Genomic DNA, 17,885 nt, shown 5'->3' with positions numbered 1-17,885 from the left:
AAAGGCGTATAGGAATCCTACTGGCAGGGGCATTCCCATCGCTGTCAGCGACCAGTCAATTTTCCGATGAGGCTCGTGGTGCCTCGGATTTCTCGTGGGAGAATATCCTGAGCAAGGTAGATCAAACGATCATCGCCTGCAGCAAAGTCTGCGGGACTTCATAGCCAGGGTCACCCAACTACGACGGCTATCGATCGGATCGACGTCAGCTTTGATAGTAGGATCCATAGGTGCGGTAGTAGTACTCCGCTGAGCCATAAGCCCGGTAAAGCTTCAGCTTCTGAGTGTCGACCTTGTTGAGGATCACACCACGCGTACGGGCCGCTATCTCGACCTCGTTCGACACCGTCTCCTTGACCATTCGTCGTGAAGTTTTGCCCCACTCGACGACCCAAACAAAATTTCCGATCAAATGGGCGATTGCGCGCGCGTCTACAACCGGTCCTAGAGGTGGCAGGTCCAGGATGATGTAGTCGTACTGACCTTGTACCCGATCGAGCAACGCTTCCATGGCCGACGATGCGAGTAGGTTCGCCGATTGGGTCGGGTTGCGCTGTAGGCGTGACGGAATGAATTTTAGGCCGGTCGATGTATCGGTCCAGATGATCTCCTCAAAGATCCTGTCGTTCTGCAAAAACTCCGCCAAGCCGTGTTCGGCCTGGGGCGCAAGGAGCCGGGAGGATCCTGGATTACGAAGGTCGGCATCAATCAGAAGCGTTCGTGCGCCATTGCTCGCCAACTGCTGCGCAAAGTTGATCGCAGCCGTGGATTTTCCCTCGCCGGGCAAAGCCGACACAAAGCCGGCAACCTTGCATCTTTCGCCTTTGCTCGCGACATCGATCGCGATTTTTGCGCTGCGCATCGTCTCGGAAAACATCGAAAGTGGATTTTCGACCGCATAATGCGTGATCGTGTTAACGCGGCCGATTTCCCGTTGTCCCGATTTGGCCGAGCCCCGCCGCCAGATGCGTCTCGTCGGCGTCACCGGCAGTGAGCCAAGGTATTCGAGACCAACCTCGTCCCGGACCTGGTCGCCGGTACGGAAAAACCTGTCGCGAACTTCGCGCACTGTTGCAACCGCAATGCCAAATACAATCCCGAGAAACGCAAACAGCGCAACGACGAGTGATTTTTTCGGGGCGCTCGGTGCAAGCGGAAGTTCAGCAGGGGCAATGATGCGCGCTTCTGTGACAGGAAAAGATTGCTCCTGAACGGCCTCGTGATAACGCTGCAGGAAGGTCTCGTGCAGCTTGCGATAGGTTTCTGCCGACCGCTGCAACTCACGCAGTTGCACTTGCGTCTTGCCCGCATCTGTGGCCGTCAACTCGGCCCGCTGCACATTCTGCGTCAACTCGCGTTCACGTGCTTCTGCGACCTCGAGTTCACTTTGGTAACTTTCGGCGATTCTATTGAGTTCGCTGAACATCAAGCGCTGATACTCTGCCATTTCGGCCCGCAATCGGACAGCCTGGGCGTGGTTGGGACCAAAGCGGCCACTGACGTCAGACGCCATCTTTGCGGCTTGTAGGTATTTGGTGCGCAGTTCGTTCGATACTGCACTGACCAGAACATCAGGAACTACGGCCTCAGTGCTGCCGCTCGCCACGATCGAGCGTACCCGTTCCACTCGGGCACGGGCTTGGGCGGTATCGGAGCGTGCGACGATGAGCGCGCTGTTGAGCTCCGACAACTGCTGATCGGAAACCAGCTTGCCATCCGCTGTCACCAGGTTGTTCTGCTCGCGGAACATCTGCACGGCAAGATCGGAGTCGGTTGCCATTTTGCCGAGCTCGGCAATGCGGTCCTGAAGCCAGTTACTTGCCCGCCGCGTCGATTCAAATTTTGAGTTCAGTTTGTCGAGCATGTAGACGTCGGCAAATGTCGTGGCGATCCGCATTGCCATCTGTGGTGATGGCGCGACGTAGTCCAAGGACAGCACGTAGGACCGTCCGATGCGCGACACAGACGTGTTGCGCATGAGGATCTGCAAAGCACTGTGGCGACGTTGGTCGGGCGTGGTGGGGGCCGCATCCGTTTCGGCCATGCCCACAAAACCGCTTATAAACGTCCTTATATCGTCTATCCATACCGACAGAACCGAGGTTCTTTGGCCAAGAAATTCAGGGTTTTCCCCAAGCTTCAACTGATCGACGACCGCGTAGCCGATCGCTTTCGAGCTTAGCAGTTCCACTTCGCTAATGACCGACGAGTCGTCTTCAATCTTGCCGCCAATCGTTGAAAGCTGTCCGACAAGATTGCCCTCTGGCCGGTCGATCAGGACGCTCGTTGAGGCGCTATAAAGCGGGATCGCGGCCATGGCATAGATAACCCCAAGCACTATCGCGGCAAACATGGCAGCGACGACCACTTTCCATTGCCTGCGCGCAACCGCAAAGAGTTGCTCTAGATGCACCGTGTCCGAGCTCGGCGGCGCAAGCATTGACGGCGACGGAAATGGCAAAGCGCGCGATAGGCGCTTGTGCTCAGACAAGCTCGTGTGTTGCTGCATGAGAACTCGCATGGGTTCGTGGGTGCGCCGAGATGATCCGGGAAAGCTCCCCGACCAACATGCTGGCGGAATTGCGCCAGGTGTAATGGGAGGCTCGCTCGCGACCCAGTTGGGTCATCTCTTCCCGCAGCCCCGGGCTATATGTCAGTTGCTCAATCTGTCTGATCCATTCGATCGGATCATCGGGTGCTGCCATCAGCGCAGCCCCGGCGCAGACTTCAGCCAGTCCGCCGCAAGGCGCGATAATCGCTGGACAGCCGAGCGCCATGGCCTCAAGCGGCATCAACCCAAAGCCCTCTGTGAGAGAAGGACAGGCAAGGCACAACGCACTTCCAAGCAGCCCCGCGACCTCTTCGTCACGCAACCGCCCGGCAAACACGACATTGGACGGAACATGGTGGCCCGCGGCCTCGAAGTCTTTGTGCGTCGCCGACCCAAACAGGATCAGCCGTGTGTCGTGGAGCCTTCGGTTTGCGAAAGCCTGCAGGAGAATGCCAATATTTTTATGATGTTGCGTATTGGCGGTAGAGACGACGAAGGGACCGCTCTCCAATCGTAAACGCGCCACAATCGACGGATCCGGCGTGACCCTCGTGATGTGGTCGCAGCCGTTTGGAATGACCGAAACACGCTCGGCCGCAGCAATTCCGCGATCAACCAACTCTGCCTTCGAAAACGACGATACGGTTAAGATCTGTCGGTGAAACCGGCCAATGGTCGGATGCGCAAACTGGTACCAAAGCCGGAAAGCCGCCGAATAGGATTTCGGCGACGTGTGGACCTGCGCATCATGGATCATTGTTACGGATTGCCGCTTTGCGATTGGCCCCATGTTGCAAAGGTTCAGAAGCAATCCGCCAGATGCCGCTCGGGCAAGCTCGAATTGTTCCCATGCCTGCCCACCCAGGATCCCGACCTTGCGAGAACCGATATTTCTGTATTTCGCCACTGCGGCGCCGCCGGGATAAAGTAATTCAAAACTCAGGCCAAGTTTATCAGAAATAAAGGGTTCATTGCTGTCGAGCGCCTCGAGAAGCTGGAAAGCGACCCGCTGTACGCCAGTTAGGGGCGCCGACAAGAACCTTCCATTGATGAACACTGTAGTCATCGGCGCATCCACCCCGTATATGTCAGAATTATTCATATTTTATAGATAAGCGCAAAGTCAACAGGAAGTTAAATCGAATTTATTATCGTGGATAAGGAGTTAAACATGCAATACATGACTGAATATATCATCCTAAGGGCGATATATAAAATCCCAATGTGGTGCGGTTATACTCTGGGCTTGCGGAAGGAAAACCGAGCGGGTCCTGTGCCGATACCACCTTTGACCGATTGATATTAATGGAGTGGTTTAATCGGGCCCTATCGTTAAGCGGTGCAGCAACGAACAAGGGGGAGATGGCCATTTTCTACGGAAGCAAGGCCCGAAAATAACGCTTAAGTGATTTTTATATAGAATGAGATGTAATTTCAAATTGCACTTATATGTATTGCTGGCTTACGAAGTGAAAAGTTATTTTATCTTGATGTCATGGTGAATTTACGTGCGAAGATACAATTAAGATATTGTAACAATGGAAAACCGTAGTAAGGTCGTAGAAATTGGACTTTGGCAATGGAGAAGACCATGAAGGTCGCTATTGTACATTACTGGCTTGTGGGAATGCGGGGAGGGGAGAAGGTTGTGGAGGAAATCTGCAAGCTTTATCCCGATGCGGATATATTCACGCTGGTGGCTGATCCATCAAAACTCTCGCCGACGATCAATCATCACCGTATCAAGACGTCGTTCCTGCAATCGTGGGGTGGCGTAAAGCATTACCAAAAATTTTTGCCATTGATGCCGTTTGCTCTCGAGCGCTTCGATCTCACCGACTATGACCTCGTCATTTCCTCGGAAGCCGGTCCAGCAAAGGCGATCATCACCCGACCTGACGCGCTGCACATCTGCTATTGCCATTCCCCCATGCGCTATATCTGGGATTGCTCGACGGAATATTTGGGTGGAGCAGGGCGCCTGTCACGGCTCATTATGTATCTGAGCTTTCCGGTTCTGCGGGTCTGGGATGTCACAACCGCCGCCAGGGTTGATCACTTCATCGCCAACTCACAATTCGTCGCTAAACGCATCGAGAAATTTTATCGACGCAAGGCAGTCGTCATCAATCCTCCCGTCAATGTCGAGCGTTTCGGGATATCTGACGTCGTCGAGGACTACTATTTGTGTGCCGGTCAGATCACGCCATACAAAAAGATCGAAATTGCTGTTGCAGCTTGTACCCGTCTCAATCGTAACCTGCTCGTGCTCGGTTCCGGTGCAACGCCGGCGCTCCGCAGCATGGCTGGCCCAACCGTCACGTTCCAGGATAACGTCGACGATCTAACGATGGAAAAGCATTTTGCGCGCTGTAAGGCGCTGCTTTATCCAGGTGTCGAGGACTTCGGTATCGTGCCTCTTGAAGTCATGGCAAGCGGGCGGCCCGTTATCGCTATGGGACGGGGTGGTGCAAGCGAAACGGTGGTCGAGGGCAGGACTGGTATTTTCTTCTACCAACAGACCGTTGACGCCCTCGTTGATGCGATCAAGTCTTTCGAGGACGTCGCTTCGAGCTTTGTTCCTGACGACATCCGTCGCCACGCGCTCTCCTACAGCAATGCCCGCTTCCAGCACGAACTGTCCACCTTCATCTCAACGCGCATCAGCGAGGAGGGCGCCTCGCTAATGCGCCTGAGGCCGCCCGTGTCCGAAACAGTACCAAGCGCTATTGCGGTCTGAGGTCGGGAGGCTTGCTTGGACATAGTCGTCGTCTTGCTGTTTTGGCTGATTGCCGCGATCGCGTGTCTGCGTGGCGCAGCCTCGCTTGTTTCCGTTTTGATGGTGTCTTTGTCCTTTGGATCGTTCGCTGTCATATCACCGGCTGCGACCGCTGGGCTGACGCTGACGCCCGCACCAATGCTGGCGCTCATTTTTATCGGGCGCGTATTCGCCACCCTGTCTGGCCTCAACTACCTTGCGTCTCTTGTCATGAAGCCATGTAGGATGACGCTGCTGTTGATCTTCTGGATCTATGCGACGCTTGCGACTTACTTTTTGCCACGTTTTTTCTATCGCCAAGCAGATATCATTCCAGTTCGCTTCGAAGGCGTGTCGACAGTAACGTTGCTGGAGCCAACGACGCAAAACATTTCCCAGATCGCTTACTTGTCGATCTCAATCTTCGCCGTTCTTGCGTTTGCCTGCCACTTTCGCGACGCAGACAATCGGCTGAAGGGAATAAGGGCGCTCCTCTTTGGCGCCTACGCAGCCATTATCACCGGGCTCCTGGACTTCATTGGGCAGCATGTGCCGATCGGCGCGTTCCTCGAGCCATTTCGAACGGCGACATATGCGCTTTTGACAGATGTGGAGATGTTCGGCGGTAAACGGGTTGTCGGCCTGATGCCTGAAGCATCTGCCTATGGAAGTACATGTCTGGCTCTGTTGAGCGCGCTATACTTCTTCCGCCATGTTCTCGCTGATAAGCCATCGCGAGCCCTTCTGGTGTTTCTCGGCCTGGCCGGCCTCCTGGCCTTTACCTGGCTGTCGACCTCATCGGCTGCGATTGTCGGCCTTGCGGTGTTTATAATGGCGGCTGGTACAAACTGGATATGGCGCGGGATTACAACATCAGGTGGCGAACTTTTAAATAGAAGCCTCGCCTTTGAGTTCTGGATTGTTGCTCTGACCATCTCCCTTGTATCAATCGCCACGCTCATCGACATCTCAATCTGGAACCCCGTGATTGAAATGCTCGATGACCTGATCTTTACCAAGGGCGGCAGTTCATCCTTCGAGGAACGCAGCCTGTGGACCTCCACGTCACTCAATGCTTTGTTTCAGACCTACGGTCTGGGTGTCGGCGTAGGCTCGACCCGCACCTCGAACGCCATTGTCGCAATGTTCAGCAACGTCGGCGTTGTCGGCGGCCTGCTCTTTTATAGTTTCGTGATTTTCGCATTGATGAGAAAGGCCGGCGACGGTGGGATAAATGATGCGACCGCCCATGCAGCGCGCTGGGCCTTCATTGCACCCTTTGCTGCTGCGGCCCTCGTCGGCGGCTCGCCTGATTTTGGCATAGTCAATGCCTGGCTCTTTGCCGCTGCGATTGCGGCGACAACTACAGCACGACCATGGTCGATGTCGCAGACCTCAATCGCGCCGGCAACGCGCTATACCGTGGTGGCTCGATGACCGTGGCTGTCAACCCTGTCGAGACAACGCAGACCACGCCTTCCGCTACTTTGTCGAGACGCACATCGCGTGCCAGCCTTTGGGCGGTCGGCGGAAAACTTCTCGGCAAGCTCATCGATCTTGCCACCTTCGTCGTCCTGTCACATTACCTTACGCCCCATGACTTAGGGCTGGTGGCGATAGCCATGACCGCAATTTTCGTCATCGAGGCGGTCTTGGACTTGCCGATCGCGGCAGCACTCATCAGGGTGAAGGAGCCGGATGAGGCCCTGTTCCAGACCGCACTCACGCTAGGTGTCTTGCGCGGGATTTCGATTGCGGTTCTATTGGCTGGACTTTCCTGGCCGATCGCACAGTTCTACGACGAGGCGCGACTCCTGCCTGTTGTCCTAGTCCTCAGCCTGGCGCCCGTATTGCGGGGGCTGCTTAGCCCAAAAATGATTGTCTTTGCCCGAAATTTCGATTTTACCAAGGATTTCGTTGTCGATATTTGTGCGAAGAGCTGCGCATTTTTTGTCGCGTTTATAACGGCCTCCGCCTACGGGAGTTACTGGGCGATCGCTGCAGCCACAGTGACCGCGCCGCTCGTCATGCTCGTCGTCTCTTACATTGTTGCACCGATGCGCCCGGTCTGGAACCTCTCCGCCTGGCCAGTACTGGCCAATATGGTTGGTTGGAATAGCGTGGCGCAGATCGTCTCGGCCTTGAACTGGCAGCTCGATCGTATTCTCTTGCCACGATTTATCAGCATTGCCGACTTTGGAAAGTTCGCGGTGGCTACCGATCTGGCGGCGGTTCCTCATCAGACGCTCTCGCAACCGATCATCCGGCCGTTGATGGCAGCATTTGCAACGGTCGAGCCCGGACGGGACATGCGCGATCTCTACAAGAAGGCGTCGGCCGCCTATTTTCTGCTCGTGGCTCCTGTATTTTTGACCATCGCTCTGGTGGCGACTCCACTTCTGAGCACAATGCTCGGCTCGCAATGGATGGACGCCGGATGGATCCTGTCCTGGCTCGCCCTCAACGCCATTCTCGCTCTACCCGGAAACCTAATCTATCCGCTTGCAATGCGTTTAGATATGACCCGTTTCATCGCCCTGAAGATGGGAGCAGAGTTCCTCATCCGTCTACCGTTGACAGGATTTGGGATATGGTTGTGGGGTGTGACTGGTGCTCTCGCTTCGCAGACTGTCACGGCGATCCTCATTCTCGGTGTGAGCGCCTGGAGCGTACGCATGATGACCGGCTTGACCGTCTGCTCTTTCCTGGCGGTCTTCGCGCGACCGGTGATCGCAATTGTCCTTTGCATAGCCGCCATCTACGGATTACAAGACGCGCTTGCTCTCTCGGGCGATAATTTCCATGACAACCTGCGCTACCTCGCCGCGACCAGCTTAATGCTGGGTCTTTACGTTGCACTGACAGGAGTGCTCTGGCTCGTGGCTGGCAGGCCCGATGGCGCTGAAAACATCTTCGTACGATTGATCACAAAGCGGTGGGCAAATTGACGTCGTCGCGAGGAGATGTGACCGCAGAGCACAGGCACACTTGAAGGCGTCAGGTGGAAAGAAGACAACCGCTCGCCTCAGGCGGGCTTACGAGCCCGGCCTGAGGTACAAGACGGCATGATAAACCGACCGAAGAGCGACAGCCGCTCGTCGGTGTCGTCGCTTGCGTGCCATTGAGGAGCGCAACCAAGCATAAAGGATGAACACAATGTGGTAAGATTTCTCATCCATACTGCAAAAGAAGGCGGAGGCCTCTATGACGGTGTGGATGAAACTGCTTTATATCGGTCTCGTAGTCTGGATCGGCGCAATCGAAGCTGCGGGTTACGCCCGTGCTCAGGCTCGGCGCCTTCTGTCACCTTCGAGAAAGCCCTATTTCCGAAGGTGATATTCACTTTCGCCGCGCAGACGAAGATGCGGCTGGCGCGAGGTACTAGTTTGCGGCGGGACGATCCCCGTAAAGATCGTACACCAGATCATCGGCAGCATCTGCCAAGGCGACAGCTGTTTCGATGGGCAGCCAGCCGCGTCGCTCTGCTTCTCGCACGATGGTCATCAGTGCGGCCTGCGCTTCTGCGCGGGCGTTGCTGCTTCGCTGGCTCTGGATTTTTGGATGTCTGGGTTCATTGTACGCTGGCATTTCTTGGTCCTCTGCAGTTGAATTGAATAATCATGCAGAGCGCGTCCACCATAATACTCAGGTGAGAAAGCGGGCTCTTTTACAAAATTGCCTTGCCTCAAGATCGGCAAGTAGCAATCAACCAAATCTAGTACATTTTGTAAAGAGAATGTCGATGCTATTGGAAAAGATAGTCTTGGTTCTGTCGGGTAGTCACGTTTTAGCAACTGTATCCTTTATGAGTACGCCGAACGAATCAGAAATTCATACGCGGGAATTAACTATCTACCGCATGCCTCAGAGAGATACATGCCGAAGCTCCCGCTAACTGAGAAAAAAAGTCAGTTGACGGCGCAGTTTAAGAATATTTTGTGTCATAATTAGATACCGCTGTGTACAAAACCGCCGAGATTATGTAGATTGTTTTACGATTTATAAACTATATTCGGCAGCGGCGTTCAGAATATATGGCCGTTGCGCGAATATAGACGCTGATCACGTGTCTTAAGTGGAGGCTATATTTAGCGGATTAAGCGGCGAGGCGGAGCTGCCTAAAGTAAACGTTCTCGTCTCGAAATGAGACAATACAGGTTTCAGCAGGAATACGTGTGTTTTTGATGCGCGGGATCGCCGGGGGGCGCGTTTAAGTTCAACCTTGTAGGAGATGGCGTTCGTGTTACCACCTAGTCTTTTGCTCGTATGTCATCACCCCATGTTTTTATCATGTGCCATGCGCGGCCTTCGAGCGACGTTGCTGACGTCAAGACGATACAACGCGGAGGAGGCATGATGAGTGATGATCATCTTTCCAGGCTTCATGTCCTCATCGGGCCTGGCGGGCCAAGGGACGGCGATGCAGCCATAATCGATCCGCGAGGCACTCAAAATGTGGTGACGAGCTTTCTTATCGAGAAGTGCCCTTTTTCTCAAAGGCAGGTGGAAATGATCCAGTGGCTGGCCAATGGTAAAACGGCCTCCGAAATCGGCGAAATTCTTGGTCTCTCATTGTGGACCGTTCAAAAATATCTAGACCGCGCCAAGCAAGCGGCGGGGGTGCGTAAGGATACCGCACTGGTGGCGACAGCACTGCGCAATGGATGGATCGCCTGACAAGAAGCTTGTTGACGCCGTGTCCAGTGGGGCGCGTTCCATCCGCCGAAGCAGCACTTCATCCGACTTTCTTGATCTCAGTCTTTTGCGCGCACCGGTATCGTCAGGCGGGGCTGAGCAATATTGTGGACTGACTTACTTGAGCGTTAAGATCTTGCCTGGCTGGACTGTGCCAGACAGCCAATCGGCAATGGCAAGAGCATTGCCCGCCAGACGGCCCCGGCGATCAACCCAAGGCTCCGGTGCGTGCCAATGCAAAAGATTGGCGCCGATGTTGCGCGCCATGCCGCCGACCGCCTGGAGCCACGGGAGGTTTCCTTTGCGAGCGAGATAGACGCGGTTGGCAATTTGAGAATAACCCAGCTTGCGGCCCGGAGTTCGTCCGGACCGTTTCGTGCCCAAATGCACCCCGCGCAAGGAATTTGCCCGCACGATTTTCCCGTATGGGGCGAGCTGCCGTGAGAAGTCGACATCCTCTAGCCAGCCGTAAAGGGGCAGGGTCTCGTCAAACCGTAGCGAATTTTGCCTGATTGGCTTGGCGCGCAGGATCATATTGCAGCCATAGGCATTGAAAACCGGCTCAAGAGACGGATTGGACGCTCCCTTATCTGCATTGAGGAGCAGCAGCCCCGCGTCGTTATCGAGACCAGGCCCGATTATGCCATCAGCGATGACATGTCCGGTTGCCACGACCACATCCGGATGAGCTGTGAAAATCTTGTCGACTTCTTCAATGAAATTTGGAGCCGGCAGAAAGTCGTCGTCCAGGAACACCATCACATCGGCATCGCTTGCATCAAGAATGGCGTTCCTTTGTGCCGGCAGGCCCTGAGGCCCTTCTATGATCAGGACGACGTTGTTCGATGCGAGCGCAGCTTGCCGATCAATATGCTCCGGCTTAGCCGGGCAAACGATGATCCGATACGGAAGAGGGTGCAATGTCGACAGATGTGCGATCGTTTCCCGCAGCACTTCTCGCCGGTCCGAGGTTGCAATTCCGATGTCTATCCGCATTGCGTCCATCCAACAGTAAGCGCTGGTCGTCTTTCAGTATCGTAATATCATATAGGTTTTAAGGTGGGCAATAATGAAAAGTCTTCCCGCGTGCATAATGATATCGCAGAATCTAAAGTTAATTCTAAATCAACTCCTAAATCATGTGTATAATAATAGTTCGTGCAGAGTGCCGTATAGGAAAAGATAAATATCCGGTCTATTAATAAACTGGAGTGGTGTGTAGATAATTAATTTATGGCGGGTAAGTCAGTCAACACAGAAGAAAAGTACGGAAAAGTAAGTAATGTAATATAAAATATGTTTGACTTCGTGGAAATTTAAGTCACCATTAACCAGTAAATAAAAGAGGGTGCACCGGAGAAGCTTCAAGCAGGTTCCCCGGTCGTCCGTCTGATCATTTCCGAGACACAGATAATGCTGCGGTCGTTCGATTGCGGCAGGCAATGCTTGCTGCTCTGAAAGCCGCGCTTTCGCATGAGGATGACGGTGAACACACATATGCGGTCGCTCAACGTCTACGTTCATCTGGCTGCAGGACATGATGCAGAGCAGTGGCGACACGCGTTTGAACAACGCTCGTTGGTAGGCGTCAATGACCCGTCGCCCTATGGCTACGCACGTGCCAATGAGATGGGCTGCAAAGTGAGTTTTTCGGAGCCCGCCGGGAAAGGCAGAGCGACGGAGGCCATCCGTCTAGCTCTGCGACTGTTGCTCGGGTTCGACTACGTCCACGCCAAAGCCAACCGTGATCGCATCTTGAGTGCCGATGTGATTTGGACCCATACGGAATCGCAATTTCTCGCTGTAGCCATGCTGTTGGCCAACCTGCCGAAAGGTGCAAAGCGGCCAAAGCTGATCGGCCAGGCAGTCTGGCTTTTTGACAAGTGGCCAAGCCTCTGGCCGGTCCATCGTTGGCTGTACCGCAAGCTGATCCGTGAGGTCGATATCCTAACGGTACATTCGCCGGACAATGAATTAATCGCAAAATCTCTGTTTCCGGAAAAGAAAATCGAGTTTGTGCGCTTTGGCATACCGAACGAGGCGGTGGAACCGGTCCGGGCAAGGCAGACCTATCCCTTGCGTGTTCTTTGCGTCGGAAATGACCGTCATCGGGACTGGCAAAGCGCCGTCGCAGCGCTTGGGGATCAAGAGGGGATCGAATTGATCATCCTGTCCTCGACCGCGAGCGCATCGCTGGCGAAAATTCGCCGGAACGTCAAAGTCACTAAAGTCGACAAGAACGAAGATCTCACGCAAGCGCTGCGACAGGCCTCCTTGATGCTGGTGCCGCTGAAGCAGAATGTTCATGCCAGCGGTATCACGGTCGTCCAGGAGGCCGCCCTATTTGGTCTGCCCATCATAGCATCGGACACCGGGGGGCTGCGCGCTTATTTCGACGACGATGCGGTCTGTTACGTTCGCCCGGAAGATCCAGCCGAGATCTTGCGGCAAGTAAGGCGACTGGCTGCCGATCCTCCAGCCATGCAGAAGCAAGCATTACGGGCTCAGGCCCGGATGGGGGATCCGGATATGGGCTGCGCGGCCTACATCCGCCGGCATGTGGAAATGACGAAGAGCCTGCTCTCCAATACCAAAAGGGCATCCTGATGAAGCGGTTTTCAAAACTCGCGCTCACCGCGACCTGTGTGGCAACGCTTTCCGGTGCAGCGTTCTTCAGCCTGACAACCCGCGAGCTGGCAGCCGAGGAGAGTGTGAACTTCTGTCTCCTCCAGTCAGCTTTCGCAGAGGAATTCGACGATTTGAGCGTCGCCTCAAGAGAGATCGGCGACAAACGCTGGATCGCCCACACGCCGTGGAATGGCGATTTTGGCGACGCGGTCTTTACCGATCCGGGCGACGCATTCCCGTTCACAGTCAAAGACGGGATCTTGTCGATTACGGCAAAAAAGGATGAGAGCGGCCAATGGCGCAGTGGCCTAATCGCCTCCGCTGACGCACAGAACAAGGGCTTTGCCGCGCAGTACGGATATTTCGAGGCGCGTGCCAAACTTCCTGACGGCCCCGGCGTCTGGCCTGCCTTTTGGCTTGCAACGAGCGCGCCGCCCGGTTGGACGGAGCCATCGATTGAGGTCGATGTCATCGAATATTATGGCCATGCCCGTGACGGATATTATTCGGTCCTCCACGTCTGGCACCAAGGTCGCAGTGACCCCAAGACAAACCTGACAAAGGTTCCTCCGGGCAGTCTGAGCGACGACTTCCATACCTATGGCGTCCAGGTCGATCCCAAGTTTATCACCTTCTATCTAGATCGGCGGCCGATCTGGCGCGTCGATACGCCGGCAAGCCACAAGAACCCGTTGCTGCTGATGGCCAATCTAGCACTCGGATCTGGCTGGCCGATCGACAAGACCCCCGATCCGTCGGTCATGCTGATCGACTACATTCATGCCTACACCTTCAAACCATTGCCCGAGCAGCAATCTTGCCCAGGAGACAAGGTCGATATCGGCGCCGCCAGGCCGACCGTATCGGAATGATCCGGAGCCATCGGACGTATGACTACACGTCAAAATCAACTGTCGCGTGTCGCCTTGGCGATCACCGACTGGCATAAGCTGGAGACAGGAAATGACCGAGCGTTATCTGGTGACGGGAGCATCAGGCTTTATCGGCACGCATCTGATAAGACGGTTGAGTGCCGCAGGTGCGCAGGTGGTCGCGGTCGACCTCAAACCCCCGCGCGAAAACCTGCCTGGTGTCGATTATCGGCAAGCTGATGTGCGCGACCTGTCGGAATTTCACCTAGAAGGTCAAATAGACCGCATTTACAACCTTGCCGCGATCCATACGACCCCCGGCCATCAAAACCACGAATATTACGAGACCAATGTCCTCGGCGCTCTCCAGGTCACCAGACTAGCGGATCGCCTTGCCATCCCAGAGATCGTTTTTACCAGTTCCATCTCCGTGTACGGACCAAGCGAGGACATGAAAACGGAAGACAGTGTGCCGGCACCTGTATCCGCCTACGGCTATTCAAAGCTTCTGTCTGAACAGATCCATCGCGGCTGGCTCGATCGCGAGCCCAAGCGCAAGCTGACGATCGTTAGACCAGCCGTAGTGTTCGGGCCGGGCGAGGGGGGTAACTTCACCAGACTGGCCAAACTACTGAAAAAGGGTTTCTTCATCTATCCCGGCCGGAAGGACACAATCAAAGCCTGCATTTATGTCGAGGACCTACTCGATGCGCTCGCCTTCGCACAAAGCCAGCCCGAGCCCTTCGTCCTGTTCAACGGCGCCTATCCCGACCGCTACACGCTCGAGCAGATCGTCACCGTGCTCATCCAGCACCATTTCCCGAGAGCCCGATCCTACCTTCTCCCGCGTGCCTTCGTCTCAACGGCGGCAACCGGATTGGGTGCCGTCGGCTTCCTCAATATCGGCATCCATCCCGACCGGGTCACGAAACTTGTTCGCTCGACCGACATCTATCCGACCTGGCTGATGTCGCATCAGTTTCAGTTCCCGTCCTCGCTAGAGACGGTCATGCAGCGCTGGCAAAAAGATACTCAGGGCGCCTTTACCTAAAGACGTCTGGCGGTTGACGCGGATGACTGCCTTCGAAGCCATTCACCTCAGGTCGGAGGGGTGGCGGATGACGGTCGGTCATCTTCTTTCGCTTTTCGGGCCGTTTCGCGCGTCAGATTGAACGCCGCCTTTTGAGCCGGCGGCGGCCGCAATCTTTCTTGTTTGGATTTAGCTTTTTTGCGGCGATTAAAGCGACCGATCATCTTTTCCGGCCGACTGCTGGCAGGATTTCACAGTTCGGGAAACTCCAGCTTCTGCACGTCGTAACCAAGCTCTCTTGCCTTTCGAACCATTGTCTTCAATTTGGCTTTGGACGGCACAGTGCGCGCGTAGATCCAGAGGTTGGTCATGTGCGGGTCGGCGCTGATGAACCAGGTCTTGTCCGGCGATTTATAAAGAACCCAATAGTTGAAAGTGATCAACAGAGGATAGCGGACACGCATCTTCGCCCTGTCACCGTTGAAATCTGTTATGCGTCCTATCCCCCTCACCGTCTTTAACCGACCATTTGGGCTACCGACGCGGCAACCGTCCTCGACAAGCACCTGATCAGGTGTTTTGCCGCGGCGATAGGTTGAGTAACCAGCGACACAGCCGTCGGTCAGCCACATCGGCCGGCGACCGATCTCCAGCCATGTTCCACGGTAATGGTCGTTGCCGACCTTGACCACGTCTGGTTCGGCTGCGGTCGTGGCCTGCGGTGCAAGTGCTGCGGCAAGGCACAGCGCGCGTAATAGACATTTCCAGAAATGCTGCATGACATCCTCCCGTGTGTGTTCCTAGAGATTGTTCCCGTTCGTTGGGCCTGCCCTGATCGCGATGCCCGCATACCTCATGGCGATGAAGGCCATCAGGCATGCGACCGCAAAGATGTTGAGATTAGAAAGCGCGGCAAGATCCGCGCCACTCCAGCCATAATACGGCGGGCCGCCGCTATGACGCGAAAGAAAGAAGACGGCGAATACGACGACTGCCAGGCCGCGCTGGATCCACTTCTCGTCGGCGCGAAACGAAACAGCTACCAGCATGATGCAGGCGCCGAAGAACAACTCCGTTCCGGAAGCCTGGCCGAACAATTGCGTCTCGAACAGGGTGTCGAATGCCCCGACAAGCGGAAGCGCAGCCCGCGCTGCGATTGGTGATCGCCGCGCCAAGAACGGGATCGCCAGATAAGCCGGCGCCGCTAGCAGAGAACCGAGCGACGTTGAGACGCCATGGCCAACCAGATACCAGACATAGATCGGGTAAAATGGCTTGTTGAGACATATGACCCAAGCGATCGTCACCGTCGCCCGGGTAAGAGGATCGAGAGATGCCTTTTGCGCCCTCATGGCCTTGCAGGCTTCAGCAGATAGTGACCCACCCCCCAGATATCTCCGTTGTCGTGCCCGAACAGCCCGGCAGTCGCAAGAAAGAACAACCGCCACCGCCTTAGCCAGAGCGAGGAGTCCTTGCCGTAGACCTGCGCGAAGATCGGTTGGATGCGATCGATTTCCCGGTCGAAATTGGCAAGCCAGTCGAGTGCGGTGCGACGATAATGGCGCCCCGACCACCGCCACTCCTCTTCAACTATAAACAGATCTTCGAAACGGTGCGGCAGATCATGCGCCGGCATGATCCCCCCGGTGAAGAAATGATGGGCGATCCAGTCGGATGGATCGGCATGATCGAAGCGGTAGGATCGGTCCTTATGGGTAAAGACATGCAGGAAAAGGCGGCCTTCCGGCGTCACCCAGTCCCGGGCACGTTCAAAAAGCGTCCGCCAGTTCGACATGTGCTCGAACATTTCTATCGAGACGACGCGATCAAAACGCTGATCGATCGAAAAATCATTCATGTCGGCTGTTATCACCGACAGATTGGTTAACCGGCGTTGATCGGCCACAGCCGTGATGAAGGCGCGCTGTGAGGCGGAATTGGAGACGGAGACAATGCGTGAGTTCGGGAAAGTCTCTGCGAGATAAAACGAAAGCGAACCCCAGCCGCAGCCAAGCTCCAGGATCGACATGCCGTCCTCGATCGCGGCATGCTTGACCGTTTCGGCAAGCGCAAAAACCTCTGCCTCATTAAGGGGCGTATTCTCGCTCGGATAAAAGCAGCAGGAGTATTTTCGCCTTGGGCCCAGAACCCGCGAAAAGAAGGAGGAGGGCACTTCATAATGCTGGCGATTGGCGTCTTTCGAATGGATGGCCACAGGGTATTGGTTCATCGCATCGACAAACAGATTTTCCGTGTCGGCTATCGTGGCCGCCAAACGGCGCTTTGTCCGGGCACAGAGAAAGTCGATGCCCGCGAGCGTCATGCCGTCGGTCAAAGGCGCTCGTTCGGCGGTGTTGATGGCGAAGGCCAGCATGTTCATTTCAACTCTCCTTCCAGGTGGGTATCGTGTTTTCTGGGGCCGGGGAAAAAGGCGTTGACGCGCCTTTGCAGGGCGCGGAATTTTTCGCCGCGCGAGCGCAGCATATGGTCTTCAAGCGGCGGGATGCCGGAGACATGTACGAGCAGAAAGTACATGAGCAGCGGGGCAAGCAGCGACAGCCAGCTTGCAATCTCGGCTGAAGCGGCAAGGAAAATCCAAGAGCACCAGAACAGCCATTCAAAGAAGTAATTCGGATGACGCGAATACCGCCAGAGACCGGTTTCACAAATGTCCGTCTTAGCTTGCGGCGTCTTGCGAAAACGGCTCAGTTGCAGGTCCGAGAAGGCTTCGCCTGCAAGTGCAAGGGCGGCGATGATGATGCCGAGGACATCAGGAATGCTAGGGAAGGGGGCGTCGTTTGTCGCTGCCATATAGACTGCAAGGACGAGAATGAAGGCGGCGAGCGCCTGGATCTGTAAAAAGATGAACAGCCGCGACGAGGCGCTTTTACCCCATTCTTCGATGAACTTCGCGTAGCGAGGATCCTCGCCGGCACCTCTGGTCCGCGAGCCGATATGACTGCCCAATCTGAGTGCCCAGGCGGCGACGATCACCAAAACGGTGATGCGACGCGCAAACGCGCCGTGCGCAAAGATCGCTGCAAAGATCCCGCCGACCCCGACTGCAAATGACCAGATCGTATCGATCCATCCACTGAGGCCGGTTAGGCGCTGGATTGCCCATGCGCCGCCCATGGCCAGCGACAGCCACAATGCGATGATGACCAGCAAAACCATGTCCATAGCGACCTCGCGCGCAAAGAAATGTCTCGGTGCTTTCGTGCGATCTACGAAGAAACGACGCGACCAGTTTCATGGCGATCAGAAAAAAACAGATTTTTTTTCACGCGACGAAACTGAAAGCCGCTAGCGCTCGTAACGTCCTGCATATGCATCGTGGAAATCCTCGTA

Annotated in this window: 15 protein-coding genes; 7 read left to right on the top strand and 8 right to left on the bottom strand. The window is 55.3% G+C overall.

Annotated features, from left to right (window positions below; all coding sequences use genetic code 11):
- Nucleotides 1–205: 205 nt before the first annotated feature.
- Together BM216_RS30450 and BM216_RS30445 are read right to left on the bottom strand one after the other, a co-directional pair.
- Nucleotides 206–2,509 carry a polysaccharide biosynthesis tyrosine autokinase gene (locus tag BM216_RS30450; RefSeq protein WP_244530412.1) on the bottom strand — a complete coding sequence of 768 codons (2,304 nt, stop codon included), beginning with the start codon at nt 2,507–2,509 and terminating at the stop codon, nt 206–208.
- Nucleotides 2,484–3,617 carry a glycosyltransferase family 4 protein gene (locus BM216_RS30445; RefSeq protein WP_244530411.1) on the bottom strand — a complete coding sequence of 378 codons (1,134 nt, stop codon included), beginning with the start codon at nt 3,615–3,617 and terminating at the stop codon, nt 2,484–2,486. The genes BM216_RS30450 and BM216_RS30445 overlap by 26 nt, the downstream gene beginning before the upstream one ends.
- A 525-nt stretch (nt 3,618–4,142) precedes the next feature.
- Between BM216_RS30445 and BM216_RS30440 the strand changes: the two genes are divergently transcribed.
- The 3 genes from BM216_RS30440 to BM216_RS30430 are packed head-to-tail and all read left to right on the top strand — an operon-like array spanning nt 4,143 to nt 8,257.
- Nucleotides 4,143–5,291, top strand: a complete 1,149-nt coding sequence (locus BM216_RS30440) for a glycosyltransferase (protein WP_093003790.1) — start codon at nt 4,143–4,145, stop codon at nt 5,289–5,291.
- 15 nt (nt 5,292–5,306) lie between these two features.
- Nucleotides 5,307–6,746, top strand: a complete 1,440-nt coding sequence (locus BM216_RS30435) for a hypothetical protein (protein WP_093003678.1) — start codon at nt 5,307–5,309, stop codon at nt 6,744–6,746.
- A complete protein-coding gene (locus BM216_RS30430; RefSeq protein ID WP_093003676.1) occupies nt 6,686–8,257 on the top strand; it encodes an oligosaccharide flippase family protein in 1,572 nt (523 codons plus the stop codon). Before BM216_RS30435 ends, BM216_RS30430 begins: the two co-directional genes overlap by 61 nt.
- A gap of 433 nt (nt 8,258–8,690) precedes the next feature.
- On the opposite strand, the gene BM216_RS30425 is transcribed toward BM216_RS30430, so the two are convergent.
- On the bottom strand, nt 8,691–8,897 hold the full coding sequence (locus tag BM216_RS30425) for a hypothetical protein (protein WP_093003674.1): 207 nt from the start codon (nt 8,895–8,897) through the stop codon (nt 8,691–8,693).
- An 885-nt stretch (nt 8,898–9,782) separates the two neighbouring features.
- Here BM216_RS30425 and BM216_RS34890 point away from each other — a divergent pair.
- Nucleotides 9,783–9,986, top strand: a complete 204-nt coding sequence (locus BM216_RS34890; protein WP_280141723.1) for a helix-turn-helix transcriptional regulator — start codon at nt 9,783–9,785, stop codon at nt 9,984–9,986.
- 135 nt (nt 9,987–10,121) lie between these two features.
- Here the strand turns inward: BM216_RS34890 and BM216_RS30415 are convergent, their stop codons facing one another.
- Nucleotides 10,122–11,000: a glycosyltransferase family 2 protein gene (locus BM216_RS30415; RefSeq protein WP_093003672.1), complete on the bottom strand. Its 879-nt coding sequence runs from the start codon at nt 10,998–11,000 to the stop codon at nt 10,122–10,124.
- 489 nt (nt 11,001–11,489) lie between these two features.
- On the opposite strand from BM216_RS30415, the gene BM216_RS30410 reads away from it, so the two are divergent.
- The 3 genes from BM216_RS30410 to BM216_RS30400 all read left to right on the top strand — a co-directional run bounded on the left by BM216_RS30410 (nt 11,490) and on the right by BM216_RS30400 (nt 14,555).
- Nucleotides 11,490–12,611: a glycosyltransferase gene (locus tag BM216_RS30410; protein WP_177230990.1), complete on the top strand. Its 1,122-nt coding sequence runs from the start codon at nt 11,490–11,492 to the stop codon at nt 12,609–12,611.
- Complete coding sequence (locus BM216_RS30405) at nt 12,611–13,504, top strand: glycoside hydrolase family 16 protein (RefSeq protein ID WP_093003668.1); 894 nt, start codon at nt 12,611–12,613, stop codon at nt 13,502–13,504. The genes BM216_RS30410 and BM216_RS30405 overlap by 1 nt, the downstream gene beginning before the upstream one ends.
- Before the next feature lie 91 nt (nt 13,505–13,595).
- Nucleotides 13,596–14,555, top strand: a complete 960-nt coding sequence (locus BM216_RS30400) for an NAD-dependent epimerase/dehydratase family protein (RefSeq protein WP_093003666.1) — start codon at nt 13,596–13,598, stop codon at nt 14,553–14,555.
- 230 nt (nt 14,556–14,785) lie between these two features.
- Here BM216_RS30400 and BM216_RS30395 read toward each other — a convergent pair whose 3' ends face one another.
- From BM216_RS30395 to BM216_RS30380, 4 genes are read right to left on the bottom strand one after another with little or no spacing between them, the layout of a single operon-like run.
- The gene (locus tag BM216_RS30395) at nt 14,786–15,313 is read right to left on the bottom strand and encodes a lipocalin family protein (RefSeq protein ID WP_093003664.1); all 528 of its coding nucleotides are present in this window, start codon (nt 15,311–15,313) and stop codon (nt 14,786–14,788) included.
- Between the two features lie 21 nt (nt 15,314–15,334).
- Nucleotides 15,335–15,886 (bottom strand): hypothetical protein, encoded by a 552-nt coding sequence (locus tag BM216_RS30390; protein ID WP_093003662.1) that lies wholly within the window; start codon nt 15,884–15,886, stop codon nt 15,335–15,337.
- Entirely contained in the window at nt 15,883–16,914 is a 1,032-nt protein-coding gene (locus BM216_RS30385) for an SAM-dependent methyltransferase (protein WP_093003660.1), read from the bottom strand. The genes BM216_RS30390 and BM216_RS30385 overlap by 4 nt, the downstream gene beginning before the upstream one ends.
- On the bottom strand, nt 16,911–17,717 hold the full coding sequence (locus BM216_RS30380; RefSeq protein ID WP_093003658.1) for a DUF1295 domain-containing protein: 807 nt from the start codon (nt 17,715–17,717) through the stop codon (nt 16,911–16,913). Before BM216_RS30380 ends, BM216_RS30385 begins: the two co-directional genes overlap by 4 nt.
- Nucleotides 17,718–17,885 lie beyond the last annotated feature (168 nt).

Source organism: Rhizobium sp. NFR07 (genome assembly GCF_900111905.1).
Taxonomy (GTDB): domain Bacteria; phylum Pseudomonadota; class Alphaproteobacteria; order Rhizobiales; family Rhizobiaceae; genus Neorhizobium.
Note: the sequence above shows the minus strand (reverse complement) of the source record. Positions and strands in the feature narration are given on the sequence as shown.

Excerpts from the sequence above, each read along its gene's own strand:
- BM216_RS30450 (WP_244530412.1), bottom strand. The coding sequence starts at position 2,509 with ATGCAGCAACACACGAGCTTGTCTGAGCACAAGCGCCTATCGCGCGCT.
- BM216_RS30445 (WP_244530411.1), bottom strand. The coding sequence starts at position 3,617 with ATGACTACAGTGTTCATCAATGGAAGGTTCTTGTCGGCGCCCCTAACT.
- BM216_RS30440 (WP_093003790.1), top strand. The coding sequence starts at position 4,143 with ATGAAGGTCGCTATTGTACATTACTGGCTTGTGGGAATGCGGGGAGGG.
- BM216_RS30430 (WP_093003676.1), top strand. The coding sequence starts at position 6,686 with ATGGTCGATGTCGCAGACCTCAATCGCGCCGGCAACGCGCTATACCGT.
- BM216_RS30425 (WP_093003674.1), bottom strand. The coding sequence starts at position 8,897 with ATGCCAGCGTACAATGAACCCAGACATCCAAAAATCCAGAGCCAGCGA.
- BM216_RS30415 (WP_093003672.1), bottom strand. The coding sequence starts at position 11,000 with ATGCGGATAGACATCGGAATTGCAACCTCGGACCGGCGAGAAGTGCTG.
- BM216_RS30405 (WP_093003668.1), top strand. The coding sequence starts at position 12,611 with ATGAAGCGGTTTTCAAAACTCGCGCTCACCGCGACCTGTGTGGCAACG.
- BM216_RS30400 (WP_093003666.1), top strand. The coding sequence starts at position 13,596 with ATGACCGAGCGTTATCTGGTGACGGGAGCATCAGGCTTTATCGGCACG.
- BM216_RS30395 (WP_093003664.1), bottom strand. The coding sequence starts at position 15,313 with ATGCAGCATTTCTGGAAATGTCTATTACGCGCGCTGTGCCTTGCCGCA.
- BM216_RS30390 (WP_093003662.1), bottom strand. The coding sequence starts at position 15,886 with ATGAGGGCGCAAAAGGCATCTCTCGATCCTCTTACCCGGGCGACGGTG.
- BM216_RS30385 (WP_093003660.1), bottom strand. The coding sequence starts at position 16,914 with ATGAACATGCTGGCCTTCGCCATCAACACCGCCGAACGAGCGCCTTTG.
- BM216_RS30380 (WP_093003658.1), bottom strand. The coding sequence starts at position 17,717 with ATGGACATGGTTTTGCTGGTCATCATCGCATTGTGGCTGTCGCTGGCC.